The sequence below is a fragment of the Leifsonia poae genome, from assembly GCF_027921845.1.
GTDB classification, from domain to species: Bacteria; Actinomycetota; Actinomycetes; order Actinomycetales; family Microbacteriaceae; genus Leifsonia; species Leifsonia poae.
This window is the reverse complement of the sequence record NZ_BSEN01000001.1, coordinates 652198-675782: the sequence shown is the minus strand read 5'-3', so window position 1 is coordinate 675782 and position 23585 is coordinate 652198. Positions and strand designations below refer to the sequence as shown.

The window sequence follows — 23585 nt, the reverse complement described above, 5'->3', positions numbered from 1 at the left end:
CGCGCGCCGCGCCGCGCGCGCCGCGTCGCCGCGCCGCGCGCCCGCCGTGCGCTCCCGCCCGATCGACTTTCGCGAAGAGTGCGGTCCCCGGCCTCCCGCACCGCACATCTGACGCAACTCGTCGAACGCCCCCGCGCGAGAGGTGCGTACGGTCGCTCATCCGGGCCGTTTGAGAGACATTTCGCACCCCTCGCGAGAAGGGGTACACGGTGGCCCCCGTGAGCGTGGCACCCGCACGCGGGGCTGTTGTGCCCGTGACCCGTGCGAATAGTGTGACAACGCTTCACCCGACCGAAGCACCGAGTGCACCGCACTCCTTATCGCCGCACTCTGCCGTGGAACCCGAATCACCTCGGCAGCGTCCTTGAACAAGGAGGCAACCGTGGCGTCCATGACGGAGATCCTCATTCTCCACGGCCATCTGCCGATCGAGTACCTCGACTCGGTCACCAGCGAGCCCGCGGCCGACGAGGCCGCCGTGACCGATCTGCTCGCGCGCGGCGCGATCAGCGAACTCCAGCTCGCCAAGGCCCGCGCCGCCCAGGCCGGCATGCCCTTCGTCGAGCTCGTCGACTACCCCGTCGACCGCACCGCCGTCGCCCTCGTGCCCGGCGCCATCTGCCGCCGCCACAACGTGCTCCCCATCGCGATCACCGACGGAACGCTCATCCTGGCGATGTCCGACCCCGGCAACGTGTTCGCCGTCGACGACGTGCGCGCCGCCGCCCGGATGCGCGTCTCGCCCGCTCTCGCCGACAGCGCCGACCTCCTGGCCGCCATCGACCGGTACATCCGCGCCGACGACGAACTCAGCGACCTCACGACCACGCTCGAGGAGGAGAACGCCCCCGCCGACGATTCCTCGATGAGCATCGGGGACGCCTCGGAGGACGACGCGCCCATCGTGCGCTTCGTCAACCTGCTGGTGAGTCAGGCGATCCAGGACCACGCCTCCGACATCCACATCGAGCCCGCCGAGCACGACGTGCGGGTGCGGTACCGCATCGACGGCGTGCTGCACGCCATGCAGAGCGCGCCGAAGAGCATCCAGAACGGCGTGATCTCGCGGCTCAAGATCATGAGCGACATCGACATCGCCGAGCGTCGCAAGCCGCAGGACGGCCGCATGTCCGTCGTGCACGGCGGCCGCCAGATCGACCTCCGCGTCGCAACCCTCCCGACCGTGTGGGGCGAGAAGGTCGTCATGCGAATCCTGGACAACACCAACACCGGGATGACGCTGCGCGACCTCAACCTCCTCGAGCGCAACTTCGAGACCTACCGCACGTCGTACTCCAAGCCGTACGGGATGATCCTGGTCACCGGTCCGACGGGTTCCGGCAAGTCCACGACCCTGTACACGACGCTGAACGCGGTCGCCCGTCCCGAGATCAACGTCATCACCGTCGAAGACCCGGTGGAGTATCGGATGCCCGGCATCAACCAGGTGCAGGTGAACCCCAAGGCCGGCCTCACCTTCGCGAGCGCGCTGCGCTCCATCCTGCGAAGCGACCCGGATGTCGTGCTGCTCGGTGAGATCCGCGACCACGAGACCGCGCAGATCGCCATCGAGGCATCGCTGACCGGCCACCTCGTGCTCTCCACGCTGCACACCAACGACGCGCCGAGCGCCATCACCCGCCTCACCGAGATGGACATCGAACCGTTCCTCGTCGGCTCGGCTCTGGACTGCGTCGTCGCCCAGCGCCTCGCGCGCCGCCTGTGCGACCGCTGCAAGCAGCCGGCGCAGTACTCGGCGGAGGACCTGCACGCGCTCCGCTTCGGCGTCTCGGCAGGTGAGGTTCCGCCGGTCGTGTACGCGCCGGTCGGCTGCGCCACCTGCTCGAACACGGGCTACCGCGGACGCATCGCGGTGCACGAGGTCATGGCGGTGAGCGAGGACATCGAGCGTCTCGCCGTCGCCCGCGCATCCAGTGCCGAGATCGGCCGCGCCGCGCGCGAGCAGGGGATGCTCACCCTGCGCGAGGACGGCTGGGAGAAAGCCAAGCTCGGGCTGACGAGCGTCGAAGAGATCTTGAGGGTGGTCGCGTAGTGAACGATTCCGAGTGGGGAGACCGCATGAGCCAGCCGATCTACGAGATTCCGGTGACACCGCCCGGTCAGGATGCCGACGGCTGGCATCCGGGCACGCCGGTGCCGCTCCCGGATTCCGCGGTGGGCTCGCAGCCGTCGTTCGACGCGATGCTGGGGCTGACGCCGCCGGCTCCGCCCGTGTCGGCGGTGCCGCCGGTGTCGGCTGCGCCGCCGGTGTCGGCCGCGCCGCCCGTGTCGGCTGCGCCGCTGGCAGCGTCCGCGTCGGTTCCGCCTGCGTCCTCCGTCGTGCCGCCGACGCTTCCGCTCCCTGTGCCCGCGGCGGCTCCGGCATTCCCTGCGCCGACCTCGGCTCCGGTCACCTCGTTCGCTCCGCCGGCCTCCGCGCCGGTCACGCCCGAACCCGCCGTCTCCGCGCCGAGCGCTCCGGCGGCCTTCCCGCCCCCGACCACCGCGCCGATCGCCGCCGACATCGCCCCGCCGGCGTTCACCGCACCGCTGCCGCCGGCCGCCTCGTTCGATCCGCCCACCGGATCCTGGTCCCTCACCTCGCACGAGCAGACGGCTCAGCCCGCGCACCCCGAGCACGCCGGGCAGACCGCGCCCGTGCAGCGCCTGGTGCCCGAGGGTCGCCGCGCCGCCGAGGTCGCTCCGGAGACACTCACCGAGACCACGCCGGCCCCGCGCGCCCCCGAGCCGATCGACGAACGTCTGACCGCCGCCGAGCGCGAGGCCCTCGAACGCGCGGACAAGGAACTCGTCGCCGCCCTGCACGAAGTCGTGTACCAGCGGGCCTCCGACCTCCACATCACCGTCGGCGCACCCCCGACCATCCGCGTCGATGGCGGCCTGCGCCCCGCAGCCAGCACCGAGCCCTGGAACAACGACCGCACCATGAAGGCGCTCACCAGTCTGCTGAGCGAGCGCCAGGCCGAGATCTTCAAGCGCGAGCTCGAGCTCGACTTCGCCTTCACCATCTCGGCCAACGCCCGCTTCCGTGTGAACTTCTACCAGCAGCGCGGCGCCGTCGGTGCCGCGTTCCGTCTCATCCCGACCGAGATCAAGCAGCTCAAGGAGTTGGGCGTTCCGGAGAGCGTCGGCGGCTTCTCGCAGCTTCCGCGTGGGCTCGTGCTCGTGACGGGACCGACCGGTTCGGGCAAGTCCACAACCCTCGCTGCGATGGTCGACCTCGTCAACAGCACGCGCGCCGACCACATCGTGACGGTCGAGGACCCGATCGAGTTCATGCACGTGCACAAGAAGGCGATCGTCAACCAGCGCGAGGTCGGCCACGACACCCACAGCTTCAACAACGCGCTCAAGCACGTGCTGCGGCAGGACCCCGACGTCATCCTGATCGGTGAGCTCCGCGACCTCGAGACCATCTCGGTGGCCCTCACCGCCGCCGAGACCGGCCACCTCGTCTTCGCCACCCTGCACACCCAGGATGCCGCGCAGACCATCGACCGTGTCATCGACGTCTTCCCGCCGCACCAGCAGGACCAGGTGCGCGCCCAGCTCGCCGGCACCCTGCAGGGCGTCGTCTGCCAGACCCTCGTCAAACGTGCGAACGGCCGCGGCCGTGTCGTCGCCACCGAGGTGCTCATGATGACACCCGCCATCGCCAACCTCATCCGCGAGGGCAAGACCTACCAGATCGCCTCCATGATGCAGGCCGGCCGCGACTCCGGGATGCACACCATGGACCAGCACCTCGCCGACCTGGTCAACAACGGCACCATCACCCGCAAGGCGGCCCTCGAGAAGGCACACGACGTCGAGGGCATCCACCGGCTGATCCAGCGCGTGGAGTCGCCGACAGAGGCCTCAGCGCGGGCATTCGCGACCGCCGGTCCGGACTTCGGAGACACCTACTCAGGGACGGTGAGGTAACCCGTGGCAGGTGCAACCGCTTACGCGTACAAGGGACGCGACGCCGCAGGCAAGATCGTCAAAGGCCGGGTGGATGCGCCGAGCGAGTCCGCCGTCGCGTCGCGGTTGCGGACGATGGGGCTGTCGCCCGTGTCGATCGTGGAGGCGGCCGAGGGGACGGGCCTGAGTCGCGAGATCAACATCGGATTCGGAACCGGCGTCAAGCTCAAGGACCTCGCGATCATGAGCCGCCAGATGGCCACGATGATCGGTTCAGGCCTTTCGCTGCTTCGGACCCTGAACATCATCGCCGAGCAGACCGAGAACAAGAAGCTCGCGACGATCATGGGCAGCGTTCGCGACGATGTCGAGACGGGCGTTTCGATCTCAGACTCGCTCCGCAAGCACGCAGAGGTATTCCCGCCGCTCATGATCAACATGGTGCGCGCCGGAGAGACGGGCGGCTTCCTCGACAGCTCGCTCGAGGCCATCGCGACGAACTTCGAGAAGGAGGTCAAGCTCCGCGGCACCATCAAGTCGGCGCTGACCTACCCCGTCATCGTGCTGATCATGTCGCTCGTCGCCGTCATCGCCATGCTGCTGTTCATCGTGCCCGTGTTCGAGAACATGTTCAAAGGCCTCGGGGGACAGCTCCCTCTGCCCACCATGGTGCTCGTCGAGCTCTCGCACGCCATGGTGTGGATCGCGCCCGTGTTGATCGTGGGCGGGATCGTCGGCGGCGTCTGGTGGTCGAAGAACAAGAACACCGAGAAAGTGCGAATGCGGGTTGATCCCATCAAGCTGAAGCTGCCGGTCTTCGGACCTCTGCTGAAGAAGATCGCGGTGGCCCGTTTCAGTCGCAACTTCTCCAATATGATCGGTGCCGGCGTTCCCATTCTGCAGGCCCTGAAGATCGTGGGGGAGACCAGCGGCAACTGGGTGATCGAGAGTGCGCTCGTGAAAGTCGCGGACTCCGTGCGGCAAGGCGAGTCGATCGCCGGCCCGCTGTCGGAGCAGCCAGTATTCCCCGCCATGGTCACGCAGATGATCGCAGTGGGCGAGGACTCCGGCTCGCTGGAGATCATGCTCGACAAGATCGCGGACTTCTACGACCAAGAGGTGGAGTCTGCGACGGAGCAACTCACGGCGATGATCGAGCCGCTCATGATCGCGTTCCTCGGCGTCGTGATCGGCGGCATGGTCATCGCGCTCTACATGCCGATCTTCCAAATCTCCAGCCTAGTCAAATAAGACCCCCCAACTGGGAGCCACCTCACCGTTTTCTCCCCCTTACTGGGGTGAAAACTGAGTGATATTCCCCCCTTTCGTGGGATTCTGCCGGGAGTTTTCTGCCAAATACCATCAAGCCAACGGACGGGACTCGCCCCATCCGGACCCGCATTCCCGACCGAATGGACACCGCAATGTACTTCCGACTCATGGGCAAACTGAACGCCCGCCGCAAGGGCCTGCTCGAAGAGAACGAAAAGGGCTTCACGCTCATCGAGCTCCTCGTCGTGGTCATCATCATCGGCATCCTCGCCGCCATCGCCATCCCGGTGTACCTGGGCATCCAGGACAACGCGAAGGACTCCGCCACGAAGTCCGACCTCACCAACGCGAAGACTGCCGTCATCGCCTGGATGAACGACAACCCCGGCAAGGCTTACACCGACGCGACCACGGTCGTTCCCACGACGGCGGCTCCCACCGCTGACCAGTCCAAGTACGGGGCGACCTTCAGCGACAACACGGCGTCGCTCACCCCGCATGCGACTGCGACCGGCTTCTGCATCGACGGAGTGAGCAAGAGCTCGGGGGCGACGAAGTTCTCGATCACCGACACTGCAGGGGTCACGAAGGCTGCCTGCACAGTCACTCCATAGTCACCGTGGAACGGGGCGTCGCGCAGGCGACGCCCCGTTTCTGCAGTAGAAGTACCCCCCGCTCCGCCACCATCCCAACCCGACCAGGGGAGGTGAACTATGAAAGCTCTCCGTGCCACCCTCCGCGTCGCCCGACTAGCGCGCGACGAATCTGCCGGCGTCAGCCTCATCGAGGTGATCGTCGCCATGATGATCTTCGCCATCATCTCCGTCGGCGTCGCCTACTCGCTGCTTTCGGCGTTCAGCCTCACCAACGACTCCCGATCCCGCGCCGTCGCGACCAATCTCGCTGCGCAGGAGATCGACCTCGACCGTTCAGCGGCCGACATCTTCGCCCTGCAGTCCACTCTTGACAACGCTCCGAAGACGGTGCAGGTTCCGAGCGGAACGGGCACGACCTATTCGATCGAGCGCGACGTCAGCTGGGTCTACAACTCGGGGAGCGACGTCGACTGCAATGCCTCTGCACCGAGCTCCTTGCTCTACAAGCGCATCCACGTCTCGATCACGTGGCCAAAGATGATCGGGGCCCCGGTGGTCGCGGACACGTTGTTCGCCCCCTCCTCCAAGATCAGTATCGATACTCTCGGCACGATTCTCGTCTCGACCAAATCGGCTACGGGGTCTCCCGTCTCAGGCGTCTCCGTGTCGATCTCGCCGAACCCCGGCTCCACCCCGACGGCGACCGACGTCGCCGGGTGCAGCTACGTCCTCAAGGTTCCGCCGGGTAGCTACACGGTGAGCGTGACCAGGGCGGGATACATCGATCCGCAGCAGAACACCGCTCCTTCTCGCACCGTGACCGTCAAAGCGGGTACGAGCACGTCTGCAGGGTTCACCTACGACGAAGCGGGAACGATCGGCATGTCCTATCCCAGTGGTGGAGTGCAGATCCCCAACAATCTGATCGACACGTTCACCAGCTCGAACGGCGTTTACAACACAGCGGCCACCACGCCCGGCTCTGTGAAGCTATTCCCGTCCACCGAGTACGACGCGTTTCCCGGTGCGTTCGTCGCCAAGACATCGAGCAACGCCGGCTGCGTCTCTCCCGACCCCGGTCAATGGCCCGACACGACCGATGCTCAGGGGCACACCCTGAGGGCACCGGCGCCCGCCGCCGTCCCGAGCTTCGCCGCGGGCGCGTCGGTCACGGTTCCACGGTTCCCGATGGGCTCGGTGACGGTCACCAACACCAACGGCACGACCGGAAACCTCTACCTGGTCGCGACGAGCGCACTCTCCGCGGTGCCGGGAGACCCGGGATGTTCGGGCAAGCCGCAGTCCCTCGCCTTCACCACGCTTCTCGGAAAGTCGAAGGGAAACACGCTGACCGTTGCGTTGCCGTACGGTTCCTGGACGCTCGCCTGGGGAACCAGCGCCAACCCGACTACCCTCGTCCCGTCCGCGAGCCTCACGGTCCCAAGCGGTACGACGGGAACCAAGATCGGCCTCCTCGGCGTCGTCACCCTTGACCCGAGAGTGGTGGTCCCGTGATGCGGCACACCTGGCAACGACGCCTGCGTAGCGATGAATCCGGCATCAGCCTGGTCGAGTGGATCGTTGCGATGTTCGTCTTCGGCATCGTGATCACGCTGATCGCCAACCTCTACGTCAGCACGGTCAACGCCCTCGGGGTCGCGCAGAACACCAACCAGAACACCCGGTCGGCGACCAACGTCATGAACGAAGCCGCAAGGATGCTCCGCGCCGGAACCGACAACCCGATCCAGGGCAGCGGAGTCGGCACGCCTCCGCCCAACGACCCGGCATTCGTTTACGCGCGCAACGAGTCGGTGCTCTTCTATGCGTTCGTCAACCTGACCGGCACGGCCCAGAAACCCATCATGGTTCGGCTCCGAATCGAATCGGGCACGCGGCGGTTCACCGAGAGCGTGTGGCCGGCGACCAACCTCGGCAACGGCTATTGGTCGTTCCCCGCCGAGACGACCACACCGCAATCGACCAGGATCCTGGCCGGTGCGATCGCCTCACGAGCAACCGGGAAGCCCTGGACCTTCACCTACCTGGACGCGACGAACACGCCCATCGCGATGTCGTCCGCGACGTTGGCAACCGGGGAGATCACGAGCGCGGCGACCCGAGCCACGATCGCCTCCGTTCAGGTCACGCTGACCGTGCAGTCCAGCCTCACGGACACGGCCCATACCGTGACGCTGCAGAACACGGTCGGGCTGCCGAATCTCGGACTGAACAGGACCCTCTCATGACGAAGCGCATCGAATGGTCTATTCGGGCGATCCGCCGCGGCCGAGACGACGGCATGGCACTCATCACCGTCGTCATATTCGGCACGGTGCTCGTGATGCTCGTCGCCACGGCAGCGGCGTTCTCGTCCAGCGGTGCGATCAACTCCCGCACCCAGGATGACTGGAATGCGGCGATGTCGGCCGCGTACGCCGGGGTCGAGGACTACAAGAGCCGGCTGGCTAACGACACGACGTACGTGCAGTATCGCAATCCGGCATCGTCTTTCAGCTCCACGAGCACCGGCGGGCTGCCCCCGACGACCAACCCGGCGTTCGGTGCCGACGGGTCATGGGCGAATGTTCCTTCCGGCAGCCCCGGGGTGCAGTCACGGTCATTCTTCCGCTATGAAGTCGACAACTCGCAGTACTCGGCGACCGGCGTCATCAAGCTCCGCTCGACGGGGATGGTGGGGAAGGAAGTCCGATCGCTAGTGGTCAACGTCCGTCAGCAGGGTTTCATCGACTTCCTGTACTTCACCGACTTCGAGGTGCAGGACCCGACGCAGTCGGACCTCGACTGCAACTCTTCGACGGGCAAGCCGAATTACGCCTGGACGTACTCCACGAATACCCACGATTCCGACTGCACGGAGATTCAGTTCGGCCCCAATGACGTGATCAATGGGCCCCTCCATTCGAACGACACCCTCCTGATCTGTGGTTCGACGTTCAATGGTGCCGTCACCACGTCGAACACCAAATCGCCGTACTACAAGAAGGTGAGCGGCTGCAGCAATCCGACCTGGAGTGCGACGTACGGGCCGCCGACAGTCGACTCCACGTGGGGGATGCCGCAGACGAACCTTCAAATGAAGTCCGAGACCCGCACCGACCTCGACTCGGTCAAGCGCCCGGGTTGCCTCTACACCGGTCCGACCGTGATCACCTTCACGGGCGACGGCAAGATGAATGTCAAGTCGCCGTTCAGCATCAAGACCCAGGTCAAGGGGGACCCGCCGAGCGACGGGATCGCGGCGCCGATGTGCGGCACGCCGGGAAACGTCGCCAACGGGCTGGGCTCGAAGACCGGTGCGACCATCGACGTCATCCCCCAGAACCTGATCTACGTGCAGGACGTACCGAGTTCCGGCGACCCGAATGCGACCGCCGTCGGAACATGGCCGGCGAACTTCACCTGCCTGAACACCTCGAGCAAGACGGGCTTCCAGATCGACACGACGCGCTTCCCGATGTCGACTGAGACGGTGCCGTCGGCGACCCCATCGCACTACGGATGCCGGGCTGGTGACGTGTACGTGCAGGGAACCCTGCACGGGCAGCTCACCATTGCAGCCCAGAACTACGTCTACATCACCGGAGACCTCCTCTATCAGGACAAGACGAAGGACATGCTCGGGCTGGTCGGCAACAACGCCGTGTGGGTATGGAACCCGATGAACGGCGGTACGCCCCTGCTCGCGAAGGACCGCACGATCTACGCGGCTATCCTGTCGGTCGGGCACACCTTCATGGTGCAGAACTACGATCTCGGACCGACGAGCGGGCGCGGCAGCCTGAACATCTACGGCGCCATCGCGCAGGAGTTCCGCGGCACCGTCGGGAAGTCGAGCGGCCAGGGGTACACGAAGAACTACAACTACGATTCGCGCTTCAAGTACACGGCCCCGCCGAAGTTCCTCTCACCCGTGTCGACGACCTACGGCATCAGCACCCTTGTCGAGGTTCCCAAGGCGTTCAAGCCAGATGGGAGCCCGGCCGGATGATGAGCATCGAGCAGGGCGGGTTTTGGCTCGCCGCATTCCTCACCGTCGGCGGCGCGCTCGGTCTCGCGATCGGTTCGTTCCTCAACGTGGTCGCGTACCGGGTGCCGGCAGGACTCTCCGTCGTCGCTCCGCCGAGCGCGTGCCCGGACTGCGGCTCGGAGATCCGGCCCTTTGACAACATCCCCGTGCTGTCGTGGCTGGTGCTCCGCGGTCGCTGCCGCGACTGCCACGGACCCATCAGCGCGCGCTATCCCATCGTCGAGGCGATCACGGGGGTGTTTTTTGTTCTGGTCGCCCTTCGGTTCCTGCCGCTGCTAGGAACACAGCCAGGCGTTGCGGCGCTTATCGGCGAGCTGGTCGAGTTCGTCGCATTCCTCTATCTCGCGGCGATCAGTGTCGCCCTCGCTGCCATCGATCTCGACACGCGCACGCTTCCCAATCGGATCGTGCTTCCTGCGTACCTCGTGGGCGGCGGCTTCATCATCGCGTCCGCCGTGCTGACCGGCGATCTGGGCGGTCCGATCGGGGCCGGAATCGGGCTGGCCGCTCTCTTCATTCTCTACTTCACGCTCGCGATGGTGCGCCCCGGGGGGATGGGTTTCGGCGACGTCAAGCTCGCCGGCGTGATCGGAATGTACCTCGGCTATTTGGGCTGGGGCCCACTGGCAATCGGGGCATTCTCCGCCTTCGTCCTCGGCGGCGTCTTCGGCATAGCTCTCCTTGCCTTGCGTCGCGCGCGCCGGGGCTCGGGCATTCCTTTCGGCCCGTGGATGCTCGCCGGGGCATGGATCGGAATCTTCTTTGGGCAAGCGCTGTGGAATGACTACCTCGCGCTCATCGGACTGGCTTAGCGGTAAAGGAACAAGGAGGAACACATGGGATCGAGTGTTGTCGGGATCGACATCGGGAGCGCATCCATCCGTGCGGTCGAGGTCGCCGACCCGGGTAAGCCGAAACCGACCCTGATGCGTCACCACGAGGTGCTGCTCCCGGATGGCGCGGTCAGTCGCGGGGAGGTCCTCGAGCCGAATACGGTGGCTGCCGCCCTCAAGACGCTCTGGGGCCAGGGCGGCTTCAAGAGCAAGAACGTCGTGCTTGGGATGGGGAACCAGCGGGTCCTCGCACGAGACCTCACCGTGCCGAAGATGTCGCAGACGCGCATCCGGGAGAGCCTGCCGTTCCAGGTGCAGGACATGCTGCCGGTACCCGTGGCGGAGGCCCTTCTGGATTTCTATCCCGTCTCCGAGTCGATGAGTGACACCGGACCCGTCGTCAACGGCCTCTTGGTCGCAGCCGTGAAGGATGCTGTCCTCGGCAATGTGAAGGCGACACAGCTCGCCGGCCTCACAACGGTGGACGTCGACCTCATCCCCTTCGCCCTCACCCGAGTCCTCCTGGGGCGGTCGGCAGCGGGCGGTTGCGTCGCCTTGATCGAGATCGGCGCCAACACGACGAGCGTCGTGATCGCGCTCAACGGCGTGCCGCAGTTCGTCCGTATCATCCCGACCGGCGGGGCGGACCTGACCCAGGCACTGGTGTCGGAGCTGGAGATCGACCTCGGAGAGGCGGAGCGACTCAAGGCGACGATCGGCCTGGCCAAGCAGGTGACGACGATCGAGGAGCACCGCGCTGTGGAGATCATCTACCGTGTCGCGAGTGAGCTTCTGACAAGCCTGCGCAACACGGTCAGCTACTTCGTGAACACCCACCCGTCAATACCGGTGCGCGAGTTGGTCGTGACCGGCGGCGGTGCGCAGCTTCCCGGATTGACCGAGGCACTCAGCGAGATGACCCGCCTCCCCGTCGCACTCGGTGATCCTTTCCGGGCGATCGCCCTCTCCCGCTCTCTCAACGCGGACCTGCTCCGACACAACAGATCACGACTGGCTGTCGCCCTCGGGCTGGCATTAGGGAGTGCAGCATGAGCATCACACTGCGGCGTCCTGCCGACGCCGAACAACCCGAGGTGGCGCCCGACGCTACGACGTCCACGGGCTCGTCCAAAGACAAGACGGTCAAGAAGGCGAAGGCCGCCGGCGAAAGTCGATCCTCTAAACAGAAGGCCCCGACGCGGGACGCCCTCGTCGTCGGCGGCGCCCCCCGTGTCGACCTGCTCCCGCTCGAGGTCCGTGCGGGTCGCAAAGCCAAGCGGCTCCGGCGCGGTCTGGGATACGGCGTGCTGGCCACGGTGATCGTCATGGTGCTTGCGGCCGGGGCCGCCTTCGCGTTCAACGTGGCGGCCCAGGCCCGCATGCTCCTGGCGCAGTCAGAGACGGCCACGCTCCTCGCACAGCAGCAGGACTTCGTAGAGGTCCGCCAGGTTCAGGGACAGGTGGCGGTCGCGCAGGCGGCGCAGCAGGTGGGCGCGTCGACGGAGATCGACTGGAAGGCCTACCTCGGCCGCGTTCAGGGGACGCTCCCGGGTGACGTCTCGATGCAGAAGGTGACGGTCGACTCGTCCACGCCGATGGCCATCTACGCGCAGGCGACCGTGCCTCTGCAGCCTGCCCGTGTAGCGACCCTCACGTTCACTGCGTCGAGCCCGAACATCCCGCAGGTCCCCGAGTGGCTGCGCGCGCTCGCCAAGCTCCCCGGATACGCGGATGCGACCCCCGGCACGATCACGCTCGACAAGACGACGAACCAGTACACCGTGAACATCACGATGCACATCAACGACGCGGCTTTCGACAAGCGCTTCCAGCCGAAGGGAAAGTAGCGATGGACAAGACACGCCTCTGGGCCATCGGAGCAGCGCTCCTCATGGTCGTCGTGGTCGCTCTCGGCTGGGTGGTCGCCGTGCAGCCGCAGCTCGACGCGGCATCGGCCGCCGACGCGCAGACCGCGACGATCCAGACGACGAACGCGCAGAGCGCCGCCGCGCTGGAGCAGCTGAAGAAGGACTACAAGAACCTGCCTGCGCTTCAGGACAAGCTCACGGCGTTGCAGAAGTCGGTTCCGGCTGATCAGTCCATCCCGGCCTTCGTCGACGAGCTGTACGCGATCGCCGCCCAGAACGGGTTGACCATCACGAACTGGACCGCCGCCGACGCGCAGGCGTACAAGACCGTCACACCGCCTGCCGCGGCCGCCCCGGCTCCAACGGCCTCCCCGTCCGCGACGCCGACCCCAGCTCCGTCGGTCGCGCCGACCGCTCCCGTGGCCGCGGCGAACGCAGGTGTGCCTCCCGTTATCAGCGCGCTGATCACCCCGGCCAATTTCGCCGCGGTACCCATCACCGTGTCGGTGAACGGACCATACGAGAACATCCTGGCGTTCCTCCACGGCACGCAGACCGGTCAGCGGCTGTTCCTGGTCACCGGCTTCTCGTCGGCTCCGTCGACCACGAGCCCCGGATTCGACGGCACCGTGAGCGGTCTCATCTACGTCCTCGACCAGCCGAAGGCCGCGACGGAGGTCACAGCCACCAAGAAATAACGCCCCTCACCCGCCTCCACCCCTCGCCGTCCGCCCTCCCTGGACTTCGTGCACCTCGTTGCTACAGTGGGCACCACTGACGGAGCCCACCGCGGGCCGATCGAGGAGTGGCACATGAGCAACACGACGCCGGAGAAACCGGACGCACGTTCGGGCGACGCCGCCGCGCAGACCGACTCGGCGACCGGTCAGGTCGCGCCCGCAACGGCTCCCGCCGAGTCCGCCGCGGCCGCGCCCGCCTCACCTGCGGCATCCGCTGCGCCCGAGGCCGGCAGCGCCGGCGAGCCGCACGACACCGATCCGGATGTCGCCAACCCGCCGTCCAAGCCCGTCGCCGCCCGCGGCCACGTGAACCACCCCGAGACCCCCGTTGCAGAGGTTCCGGCGACGCCGGCCAAGGCCGCCAAAGCGAAGACCGCCGCCCCGGCGCCCGTCGAGCCGGAGCCGGTCGTCACGTCCGACGACGACGTCGCCGCCGCCGTTGCGCGCTCGAACACCGCAGACATCCCGGATGTCGAGACTGCTCCTGCAGCCGCAGCCGGCACCGCGACCATCGACACGGCGTCTCCTGCCGAGTCCGCCACCCCCGTGATCGTCGCCGCAGAAGCCGCGACCGCAGGCGGCGCCGCCACGGCAGGCGCCGCAGCAGCGACCGCGCCGTACGCCGGCGAGGCGACGGCCGCGCCCACGGCCGCCTATGCGCAGCAGCCGCAGCCGGTCACTCCTATCTACGTGCAGCGCCCCGAGCCGCCCAAGAAGAAGAGCAACCGCGGCGTGGGCATCCTGATCGCGCTCGTCGGCACGGTCGTGTTCCTCGCCCTGTGGGCTGCCGCGGTCGTCATCGTCGGCAACATCCTGACGCCGGGGACCGCCTTCGTCGACAACCTGAACCTGTTCGTCCGGTCGTATGCGGGCTGGGTGCCCGTCGTGGTGTTCTTCGTCGCGATGGTGGTGCTGATCCAGATCCTGAACCGAGCACGCTGGTGGGCGTACATCCTGGGCGGTCTGTTCGTAGCCGTGCTGGTGTACCTCTCTTACATCGGTGCGGTCTTCCTCGACGCGAACCCCGGCAAGCTCACCCAGAACGAGGCGGGCATTCTGCTGAGCCGCCTGTGGGTCAACCCGTTCGCCGTGCTCGCCGGTGTGATCGCCCGCGAGGTCTCGGTGTGGACCGGCGCGTGGCTCGCCGCCCGCGGCCGCAAGCTCAAGGTGCGCAACGCCGAGGCGCAGGCCGACTACGACCAGCAGCTCGCCGACGCCCAGAACCAGGCGGTCTCGGCTTACGCGACGCCCGCTCCCGCGCAGACCGGGTACTGATCTCTCGAGAACGACGCACGAGGAGTGCCGGCCATGCGTGACGAGCGTGCGTATGCGGCGGTCGTCGCGGCCTTTGCGGCGTTCCTCTACCTCGCGATCGTGGTCGCGGCCTTCGGCCTGATCTCGCTCGCCACCAACACCGAAGTGATCGCCGACCCCGACGTCGGAACCCTCGTCGGTCCGGTGATGACCGGCGCGGCGACGCTGACCGTGTTCGCGTTCCTGCTCTCCCTGGGCCTGCGGGTTCCCGCGGACAATCAGCGGGTCATGCCGGGGGTCGCCCTCGGCGTCGGATTGGCGGCCTACTTCGTCTACGCCGCGGCGGGTGGCATTGCGGGGGCGGCCGGCGACCCATCGCAGCCGTTCCACTACTTCCTGTTCACGTTCGCTCAGCTCGGCAGCTGGTACGCGATCACGGTAGGCATCGCCGCGTTCCTCGTGACCCTGCTCTACCAGCTCGTGCTCGTCGGACGCTTCCGCCAGCGCGGCCGGCCCCGCTGGCCGTGGGAGAGCGACGACGACGAGTAGCTCCGGCTCTCCGGCTCTCTGGCTCTCCGGCTCTCTGGCTCTCCGGCTCCGTGAGTCGGCACTAATTGTCGCGCAGACCCGGATTCCGGGGTCTCACGCGACAATTAGTGACAGCTCATGCTCGTGCATGCCTGGATCCTGTGGATAACTGCCACCCGCGAGCACTGCCACCCGCGAGCACTGCCACCCGCGGGCGCCGCCACCCGCGCGCGCTGGCACCCGCGAGCTCCCCACCCACGAGCGCCCCCGCACAACCCTCACCCGACCAGCGGCACCTGCACCCGCGCGAACTTCCCCTTCGCGATGTACATCCCGCGCCCCGGCGGGAACTCCGCCCGGTTCAGCCGCGGCAGCGGCGTCTTCAGCAGCAGGTCGCCCTCCACCGAGTCCGGCTGCAGCAGCAGTCCGCGGCGACCGTTCTTGACCTCGCCGAGCAGCGGCCACGACGAACCCCACGCACTGGTCTCCGCCTCGGCCACCAGCAGGTGATCGCTGCGGCGGACGGCGCGCACCAACTCGACGATCGGCGAGTCCGCCGGCGTCTGCAGGAAGTCGCCGATGCTCTCGACGAACACCGCGATCCGTCCTTCGGTGTCCGGGTCGGCGACCGCCGCCGCGAGGTCACGGGCGAGCGCAGCCGCCTCGTCCGGTGTCGTCGCCGTGTCCGTCCAGTGCGCCGCCGACGCGAGCGGTGAACGCGCGTTGCCCATGTAGTAGAGGCGCGTCTCGGGATCGAAGCGGGTGACGGATGCGGCCAGCGCCGCCAGCGTGCTGGTGCGGCCGCTCGCGGGAGGGCCGGCGACGAGCAGCGTGCCCGACGGTTCGAAGCCGAACGGGCCGAGGTCGAGGTCGCTCACGCCGAGCACGGGCGCGCCGTCGTGCGACGTCGGCAGCCCCGAGAATTGCAGTTCCTTCGGCAGCGCGCCGATGGGCGGAGCAGAGGGCACCCCGGCCCGCACCATCGCCTCGGCCAGGCGGGTGGTCGCCGCGGACTGGTCGGAGACCGACGTGCTGCCGCCGAGGATCGCGATCTGCGTCTCGTAGCCGCCGACGATCGCGCGTCCGGGAGGCGACGACGGACCCAGGATGTCGCTCGGCACGTCGAGCATCCCGTAGCCATCGTCCGCGAGCCGCAGCACCACCTTGCGCTGCACCATCGAGCCGATCGAGGTGGGCACCGCGCCGGCGCGGTCGCCGGTGAGCGCCACGTGGATGCCCAGCTGCCGCCCGTCGCTCAGCACGTCCTTGAAGACGTCGTACCAGATCGAGCGGCCGGCGGGGATCTCGAAGTCCTCGCGGAAGTTCGGGAAGCCGTCGATGAGCAGCAGGATGCGCGGCTCGTCCGGGCGTCCGGCGAGGCGGCGGTACTCCGTGATGCTCGAGGCGTTGGCCTCGGCGAAGCGCGGTCCTCGATCGTCGAGCTCGGTCTTGAGCATCCGGAACAGGCGGATGATGCGCTCGGCGTCATCGCCCGGGATGATCGATCCGACGTGCGGCATCGCCTCGAGCATCCGGAGGCTGCCGGCGCCGAAGTCGAGGCCGTAGACGCGCACCGGGCCGCCGCGCGGGGTGATCGCCGCCGCCGAGGCGAGCGTGCGCAGAGCGGCGGACTTGCCGGAGCCGCCCGTGCCGTAGATCGCGATGTTGCCGTCGACGTCGGGCGAGAAGTACACCGGCACCTGCTGCTGGCGGTCGGGCACATCACTCACGCCGATGAGCAGTTCCGCGTCGGTGCGCTGTCGCAGCAGACCCAGGTCGTAGACCGCCGCGAGCTCGTCGAGCCACGGTCGCCGCGGGCCCGGGATGTGCGCCGCGGCCTGGGCGTGGATGATCGACGTCACGAGACGCTGCTGGTCGGTCGGCCCGAGGTCGCGCTCCTCGTCGACGACGCCACCGGGTTCGTCCCAGCGGATCTCGCCGCCGAAGCGCAGTTCGGCCACCTCGACGCCCGCGCGTTCCGGCTCCCGCGCGGTCCAGCCACCGGCGTATGCCGACTGGAACTGCGTGAGCCGCCCTGGACCGGTCTTGGCCATGCCGCGCCCGGGGATGCCCGGATCGAAGTGCGCTGCGTCGCTCACGCCGACGACGTCCTGGCTGTCCGACTCGTCCGCCATCCGGAGCGCGATGCGCAGGTTGGTGTTCGCGCGCAGGTTGTCCTTGATCACGCCGGCCGGTCGCTGCGTCGCCATGATCAGGTGGATGCCCAGCGAGCGGCCGCGCTGGGCGATGTCGACGACGCCGTCGACGAACTCCGGCACCTCGCCGACGAGGGCGGCGAATTCGTCGATCACCAGCACCAGGGCGGGCGGGCACTCGGGGTCGCCGCGCTTCTCGAGCTCGAGCAGGTCTTTGGCCTTCTTGCGGTTGAGCAGGTGCTCACGGTAGTGCAGTTCGGCGCGGAGGCTGGTGAGCGCGCGGCGCACCAGGTGCGGGCTGAGATCCGTCACGAGGCCGACGCAGTGCGGAAGCGTCACGCAGTCGGCGAAGGCCGAGCCGCCCTTGTAGTCGACGAAGAGGAAGGTCACGCGGTCGGAGCTGTATTCGGCGGCCATCCCGAGCACCCACGCCTGCAGGAACTCGCTCTTGCCCGCGCCGGTCGTTCCGCCGACCAGCGCGTGGGGGCCCTGCGTGCGCAGGTCGAGGTGCATGGCGTCGACACCGCCGGAGCCGATGATCGCCCGCAGCGTTCCCGCGCGGCGCTTGACGGGCCGGATGCCCGGAGTCCGGTCGTGGATCGAGGCGTTCTGCCGCCAGCGGTCCACCACCGAGTTCGACGACTCGACCAGCTCGTGACCGAGCAGGCTCACGAGCGAGATCGAGCGCGGGAGGTCGCTGGAGTCGGCGACGAGCGCGCCCGCGTCGATCACGGGGGCCATGCGCTTGGCGAAGTCGAGGGCGACAGCCGCCTGCACCGGCTCGGTGACGACATCCGAGATTGTCTCGCCGACGCGCACGAAGCCGACGGTCGCCCGGTCGGCGCGATCGTCGTGCGCCAGATAGGTGCGGCAGACCGCGGGCAGCGAGGCGGTGTCGTTGCTGAGCCAGACCGGGAAGACGCCGGCGTCGGCGGCGACCTCGGCCAGCTGCACGAGCCGTGCGCGGTCCACGGAGACGTCGTCGGAGATGACCACGACGATGGCCGGGATCGGCGAGGGGGTGCCGTCGACAGTCTCCGAGCGGCCGACGTCCGCGCCGCGCTCGAGGGCGGCGCGCTCCTGCTCCATCGCGCCGCGTCGTCGAGCCCCCTTGGCCTCGGCGAGCCTGGCCTCGATCACGCCTTCGAGCGCGCTGAGCACGGTCGCGGCGCTCGAGGCGCTGTCGGCGAGATGGCTGCCGCCGAGCGGGCTGTGCGGCGACGACGTGTGCGGCAGCCACTTGAGCCACTCCAGCTCGCGCGACCAGCGCGGCGACACCAGGGACGCGACGACGAGCTCGGCGGGGGAGTGCAGGGCGGTGAGCTGCACGAGCGTGGCGTTCAACGACCCGGCCGCGAGCTCGTCCGGTCCCGCGATGCCGAGGGCGCCCGACTCGTACAGGTTGTCCAGCACGGGAACGCCGTCGACGCGTTCGTGCTCCCGGATGACCGCGTCGAGTCGCTCCTGGAACTCCACGAGCATCTCACCCCGGTCGACGGCAGCGATGGTGTTGCGCGAACGCATCGATCCGATCCCGAGCTGCACGTTGAGGAATGACCAGTGCTCCGGCCGTCTCGTCCAGAGCAGCGGACCGCGCTGCACGGCGTCTGCCAGCGCGGCGGCGGTCGTCGGCGACTCGGCGCGGCGCAGCTCGATCTCGCGGGCGCGCTCCGACTCGAGCTTCTCCGCGAGGGCGTCGAGGCGCTTGTCGAACACCGCGATCGCCTTCTTCAGCTGGCGTTTCGCTCGCGTCCGGCCGGTGACGTAGTTGCCGATCAGCATCACCGGCGAGAGCAGGATGAACAGCAGCGACGACGCATTGTGCGTGACGAAGAACAGCGCCCCACCGAGCAGCAGGGGGGTGAGCATCGCCAGGAGCGGGAAGGGCGGGTCCTCCTTCTCGGCCGGCACCTCCGGCGCCTGGAACGTCTGGCCGGCGTACCGCTGCTCCACGCGCGGCGACCGGTTGAAGAAGATCGGTCCGGCCTTCGGGGCCGCCGCCGGAACATCGGTGAGCCCGAGCACGGTGATCCGCACCTCGGAGTCGCCGATCAGCAGGGTCTCGCCACGCCGGATGGTGAACCGCGAGACGATCCCGCCGTCGACGACCACTCCGTTCGCCGACCCCAGATCGACCACCTCGACGCCGTCCGCCGCCTCGAAGCGCACGTGCTTCTTCGACACGAGCGGGTCGTGCAGCACGATGTGGCTCTGCTCGTCGCGCCCGAGCACGGTGGTGCCGCGACGCAGCGGGAACTCGCGCCCGGCATCCGGACCACTCACGACCGCGAGCGTCGCCACCACGGGCGCGTCCGCGAGATCGTTCGGTGCGTAGTAGACGCCGGCATCGGCGAGGCTCACGGTGGCGCCGCTGCCGATCCAGGCCTCGCCGATCGGGGCGTCGGGCGGGAGCACGAGCGGCTCGGCCTGTCCGGGCAGTGCCGCGCGCAACGTGAGCGCGCGCGCATCCGTCGTCATCGCTTCTGTTCGCGGATCGAGGCGGCGGATCGTCGAGGCGACCTCCGAGATGCTCGCGGCGGCGTCGGCGGTGACGACGATGTCGTCCCCGGGGCCGGACGCGCGGGACAGCGTGAGTTTGAGTCGCACGGTGAAACGATACCGACTGCCCGGCAGAGAGCCGATGGGGACCCCTCCCCATCGCCCGTCGCGGCACCGTTGGGTAGCGTGGCGGAGGCAGACATCCTAGGAAGGGGACCGGTGTGGCCGATCTGAAGCTCAACCTCGCGGAGCTCGTGCAGCTGCGGGATGACCTCGACGCCGTCGTGCGCGAGTTCCACAACGCCGACGATTTCAGCGACTCGGTCGCCGACGCCACCGGTCACGACGACCTGGCGAGCCATGTGCGCGAGTTCGCCCACAAGTGGAACGAGAAGCGCAAGAGCATGACCGAGAACGTGGAGAACGTGCAGAAGACGATCGCCGCCGTAGCCGACAACTTCGTCAAGGTCGACGGCGACCTCGCCAAGGCGGTGGAAGGCAAATGAGCGACAGGGAGTTCGCGCCCCTCACGGGCGACCCGGCGGTGCTCGAGGCGAAGGCGGCCCACTACGCGTCCATCGCCGAGGCGATCCAGCGCTCCACCAAGGAGCTCAACAAGATCCACGACCTCGACGGGATGACGTCGCAGGCCGTGTCGAAGCTGCAGGAGATGTCCAAGGATGTCGCCGAGGACATCACCAAGGCCCACGACCGCTACTCCAAGACTGCGGCGGCGCTGAAGACCTACGCGTCGGAACTGCGCGACGCGAAGGACGACGCCGACAAGGCCATCACCCTCATCAACGACAAGCAGAGCGAGGCGGATGCGGCGAGCACGGCCGCCTCGACCGCCCACACCGCCGTCGGCACCGCGAAGGGCGACGACGTCGCCACCGCGAAGGCCGACGCCTCGAAGGCCGATCACGCCGCGCACTCGGCCGACGCCGCGCTGAAGAGCGCACACCAGGCCTGGTACGACGCGCGGGACAAGAAGAACCGCGCCGCGGAGAAAGCCGTCACCGCGATCGTCGACGTGGTCGACCACCACAACAACGGCCTCAAGAACCCCGGGTTCTGGGACAAGGTGATGGACGTGATCTCGACCATCGGCGACATCGCCGGCGTGCTCGCGATCTTCCTCTCCTGGGTGCCGATCCTCGGCCAGGTGCTGCTGGTGATCGCGCTCGTCGCGTCGGTCATCAAGCTGATCGATGCGGTGGTCAAGTTCGCGAACGGCGAGGGCAGCTTCCTGGGCATCCTGGGCGCGGCCGTCGGCGTCGCGCTGAGCCTGTTCGGCGGCCGGATCTTCACGTTCCTCGGCAAGGCGGCCAAGATCAAGGGACTCGCACGAGTGCCCCGGATGGTCGGCGGCGTTCACACCTCGCCGAACGCGATGCTCAAGATGCAGATGGGCAAGCGCCTCATGAAGTCGGCGACCAAGAAGCTGTTCGAGAAGCCGCTGAACGACGTGAACCCCGCCAAGATCTGGCAGGCGGCGGGCGAATCCGCCGCGGGGCAGCGCGAGGCGTACAAGGCGCTCTTCACCGACGGCGCCGACAAGATGAAGGCCGTGCGCACGCTGCTCGGCGTCGACAAGAACGTGGTCAGCGCCATCTCCCACGACGTCGGCAAGCGCGAGCTCAACCCGCTCACCGTCGTCGCGGGCTTCCAGCAGGGGCAGTCCCTGTGGAACAAGGGGGCGGACCTGGTGAGCGTGCCGGCCAGGATCGACGACATCGTGAACAAGTTCGACGGTGGCAACCACACCGACCTCCCGAAGGTGCCGACTCTCGACCTCACGAAGTTCGCCGTGGCCAACGCAGACAAATACACTCCCACGTACGTGAGTCACAACAGCTAGGAGCTCCACGCATGTCGAACCCGACCTCCCTGCGTCCGCGCGACATCGTCGACTTCTCGTTCGAGACCCCCGACGGCTGGTACGACGTCGTGCTGCTCGGCGAGGAGGGGGCGGAGGAGTGGCCGACGGCCCTGGCCGCCGAGCTCGGTGGCGGCGACCTGGCACCCGGCGTCGTCGAGCAGCTCACCGTGCTGCAGCAGGTGCTGTACGGGCAGGATGCGAGCGGCGGCACGCGCGCCCGCGTCTACCTCCCGGTGCCGGAGGCCGGGGTGCTGAGCGCCTACCAGACGTTCGAACTGCTCGAGCTCGAGGCCGACGACTCGCCCGAGAGCTTTCTGGCGGCGACGGATGCGCAGGCCGGGCACCGCGAGCCCGGGTACGAGGTGCGCGGATACCAGTCGTGGCGTTCCGCGCATCCGGCCGGTGAGCTCGTCGGCTTCACCCACCTGACCGCCCTCGCGGAGCCCGACGCCGACGACGCCGTGCTCGAGCAGCGCGTCGTCTTCGTGATCTTCCCGGTCGGGGCGGCGCAGGCCTTCCAGATGGAGTTCCGTTCGGCGTTCATCGGCGGCTTCGACGACATGGTCGCCGAGACCCAGGCCATCGCCGACAGCCTGGTCGTCACGCTGGGAGACGCCCGATGACGGATGCCAGGCTCACCGCCCTCGACAGCGAGCTGGCGATCGTCTTCCCCGGAACCTGGGCGACCATCCCCTTGCACGACGAGGAGGCGGCCCGCCGCCGCGTCGCACGCCTCGTGACCGAACGGGTCGGTCGTGCCGACCGCCTGGCGCGGACGCGCCGGACCGTGCGCGACGAGCTCGACAAGCTGGTCGCCCTCGCCATCGATAGCGATGCCTTCGCGCTCGCCCTCTCGATGGAGATCCTTCCCGGAGTGCCGTTCCCGGCGTCGATCGTGATGGGGCGCGAGAAGTGGCCGGATGGTTCATCCGGCTCGGTGCAGGAGCGGCTGGCGGCGGCGTTCCCCGCCGGCGATCCGCTCGACCTGTCGTTCGGGCCGGCACGCCGTGCCTCCAGCGTGCGGCAGACCAGGTACGAGGAGCAGAGCGCTCCCGAGCTGCTGGCCGACTACCGGTTCGCCGCGCCCGACGAATCGTGCGTCATCCACGTGCGGGTGAACGCCCCGATGGCGGTGGAGCCCGAGCTCTACCTCGAGCTCTTCGACGCGATCGTCGACTCGATCAGCTTCCGGCCGCCACTGGAACGCCCCGCCGAGCTCCGTTGAACCGCACGCGGGCGGCGCGCACGACGAGCACGACGGTCGCGACCACGAGGGCCAGCGAGACGATGCTCCACACCACGGCCGCCGCCGGACTGACCGGCCAGAGCAGCCACCCCGGCACCAGGAACGACACGAGGCCGTACGGGATGGCCGCCAGCAGCAGGTCCTTGCCGGGGATCCAGCCGAGGAACATCAGCTGGGTCCAGAACCGCGTCCACGGCGTCACGCGCAGCGGCAGCAGCGACATCGCGGTCGGGTAGACCGTGATCGGGCCGATCGCCTCGCGGGTCCATCCGGTCGCCGACAAGCGCTCCGAGGCGTACGACGGCCGCAGCGACCGCACGAGGTAGGTGAACGCGAGCACCGCGAGCGGCACGGATGCAAGGGGGAGCGCGATGAACGCGTAGCCGAGCAGGGGCACGAGCACGACGACGGCGAAGAGGCCGGCAAGGATGAGCACGAAGATGTCGCCGTTCTGCACGAAGTCCTTGGTCGTGAAGGAGTCGTTGGACGCCAGGCCGACGGTGAGCAGCGCCGGCAGCGAGAGGGTCACGGCGCCGATGATCGTCCACACCAGCCCGATCAGGAGGTACCCGACGGGGCGGAGCGCCCTGGCCGTGGCCGAGGGCGGTGTCTCGTAGCGCTGAGCACGGGAACGTTTCGCCTGGCCGGCCGACGATTGCGGGTTCGGCTTCATCGGTGAGTACGAAGGCATGGTGACCAGGCTAGTCAAAGACCGGATGCGCGACATGGGGAGTCC

The 23585-nt window shown here is 68.1% G+C and carries 19 protein-coding genes; 17 read left to right on the top strand and 2 right to left on the bottom strand.

Annotated elements, in window-relative coordinates; genetic code table 11:
• The first annotated feature begins 382 nt into the window (after positions 1–382).
• The 13 genes from PKE84_RS03210 (at position 383) to PKE84_RS03150 (ending at position 15087) form a co-directional block, all read left to right on the top strand.
• Positions 383–2053 (top strand): GspE/PulE family protein, encoded by a 1671-nt coding sequence (locus PKE84_RS03210; RefSeq protein ID WP_271175738.1) that lies wholly within the window; start codon positions 383–385, stop codon positions 2051–2053.
• A gap of 26 nt (positions 2054–2079) precedes the next feature.
• Positions 2080–3945 carry a type IV pilus twitching motility protein PilT gene (locus PKE84_RS03205; RefSeq protein ID WP_271175737.1) on the top strand — a complete coding sequence of 622 codons (1866 nt, stop codon included), beginning with the start codon at positions 2080–2082 and terminating at the stop codon, positions 3943–3945.
• Between the two features lie 3 nt (positions 3946–3948).
• Positions 3949–5175: a type II secretion system F family protein gene (locus PKE84_RS03200; protein WP_271175736.1), complete on the top strand. Its 1227-nt coding sequence runs from the start codon at positions 3949–3951 to the stop codon at positions 5173–5175.
• Between the two features lie 173 nt (positions 5176–5348).
• Positions 5349–5810 (top strand): prepilin-type N-terminal cleavage/methylation domain-containing protein, encoded by a 462-nt coding sequence (locus tag PKE84_RS03195; protein ID WP_271175735.1) that lies wholly within the window; start codon positions 5349–5351, stop codon positions 5808–5810.
• Between the two features lie 99 nt (positions 5811–5909).
• Positions 5910–7307, top strand: coding sequence for a prepilin-type N-terminal cleavage/methylation domain-containing protein (locus PKE84_RS03190; protein WP_271175734.1), 1398 nt, complete (start codon positions 5910–5912; stop codon positions 7305–7307).
• Positions 7307–8041 (top strand): type IV pilus modification PilV family protein, encoded by a 735-nt coding sequence (locus PKE84_RS03185; protein WP_373877107.1) that lies wholly within the window; start codon positions 7307–7309, stop codon positions 8039–8041. The genes PKE84_RS03190 and PKE84_RS03185 overlap by 1 nt, the downstream gene beginning before the upstream one ends.
• A 53-nt stretch (positions 8042–8094) precedes the next feature.
• Complete coding sequence (locus tag PKE84_RS03180) at positions 8095–9804, top strand: hypothetical protein (protein ID WP_271175732.1); 1710 nt, start codon at positions 8095–8097, stop codon at positions 9802–9804.
• Positions 9801–10655 (top strand): prepilin peptidase, encoded by an 855-nt coding sequence (locus tag PKE84_RS03175; RefSeq protein WP_309297481.1) that lies wholly within the window; start codon positions 9801–9803, stop codon positions 10653–10655. Before PKE84_RS03180 ends, PKE84_RS03175 begins: the two co-directional genes overlap by 4 nt.
• 24 nt (positions 10656–10679) lie before the next feature.
• Positions 10680–11729 (top strand): type IV pilus assembly protein PilM, encoded by a 1050-nt coding sequence (gene pilM / locus PKE84_RS03170; RefSeq protein WP_271175731.1) that lies wholly within the window; start codon positions 10680–10682, stop codon positions 11727–11729.
• Complete coding sequence (locus PKE84_RS03165; RefSeq protein ID WP_271175730.1) at positions 11726–12523, top strand: hypothetical protein; 798 nt, start codon at positions 11726–11728, stop codon at positions 12521–12523. Before pilM ends, PKE84_RS03165 begins: the two co-directional genes overlap by 4 nt.
• 2 nt (positions 12524–12525) lie before the next feature.
• Complete coding sequence (locus PKE84_RS03160; protein WP_271175729.1) at positions 12526–13242, top strand: type 4a pilus biogenesis protein PilO; 717 nt, start codon at positions 12526–12528, stop codon at positions 13240–13242.
• A 114-nt stretch (positions 13243–13356) separates the two neighbouring features.
• A complete protein-coding gene (locus PKE84_RS03155) occupies positions 13357–14559 on the top strand; it encodes a hypothetical protein (RefSeq protein WP_271175728.1) in 1203 nt (400 codons plus the stop codon).
• A 33-nt stretch (positions 14560–14592) separates the two neighbouring features.
• Positions 14593–15087, top strand: a complete 495-nt coding sequence (locus PKE84_RS03150; protein ID WP_271175727.1) for a DUF6121 family protein — start codon at positions 14593–14595, stop codon at positions 15085–15087.
• Between the two features lie 257 nt (positions 15088–15344).
• On the opposite strand, the gene PKE84_RS03145 is transcribed toward PKE84_RS03150, so the two are convergent.
• A complete protein-coding gene (locus PKE84_RS03145; protein WP_271175726.1) occupies positions 15345–19829 on the bottom strand; it encodes a type VII secretion EssC family protein in 4485 nt (1494 codons plus the stop codon).
• A gap of 113 nt (positions 19830–19942) precedes the next feature.
• Between PKE84_RS03145 and PKE84_RS03140 the strand changes: the two genes are divergently transcribed.
• Genes PKE84_RS03140 through PKE84_RS03125 form a run of 4 tightly spaced genes read left to right on the top strand, consistent with a single transcriptional unit; the run spans position 19943 to position 22828 of the window.
• Entirely contained in the window at positions 19943–20227 is a 285-nt protein-coding gene (locus PKE84_RS03140) for a hypothetical protein (protein ID WP_271175725.1), read from the top strand.
• Positions 20224–21582, top strand: a complete 1359-nt coding sequence (locus PKE84_RS03135) for a putative T7SS-secreted protein (RefSeq protein WP_271175724.1) — start codon at positions 20224–20226, stop codon at positions 21580–21582. The genes PKE84_RS03140 and PKE84_RS03135 overlap by 4 nt, the downstream gene beginning before the upstream one ends.
• Before the next feature lie 11 nt (positions 21583–21593).
• Positions 21594–22226: a hypothetical protein gene (locus PKE84_RS03130; protein WP_271175723.1), complete on the top strand. Its 633-nt coding sequence runs from the start codon at positions 21594–21596 to the stop codon at positions 22224–22226.
• Entirely contained in the window at positions 22223–22828 is a 606-nt protein-coding gene (locus tag PKE84_RS03125; RefSeq protein ID WP_271175722.1) for a hypothetical protein, read from the top strand. The genes PKE84_RS03130 and PKE84_RS03125 overlap by 4 nt, the downstream gene beginning before the upstream one ends.
• On the opposite strand, the gene PKE84_RS03120 is transcribed toward PKE84_RS03125, so the two are convergent.
• Positions 22785–23540: a hypothetical protein gene (locus tag PKE84_RS03120; protein WP_271175721.1), complete on the bottom strand. Its 756-nt coding sequence runs from the start codon at positions 23538–23540 to the stop codon at positions 22785–22787. The genes PKE84_RS03125 and PKE84_RS03120 overlap by 44 nt on opposite strands.
• Positions 23541–23585 lie beyond the last annotated feature (45 nt).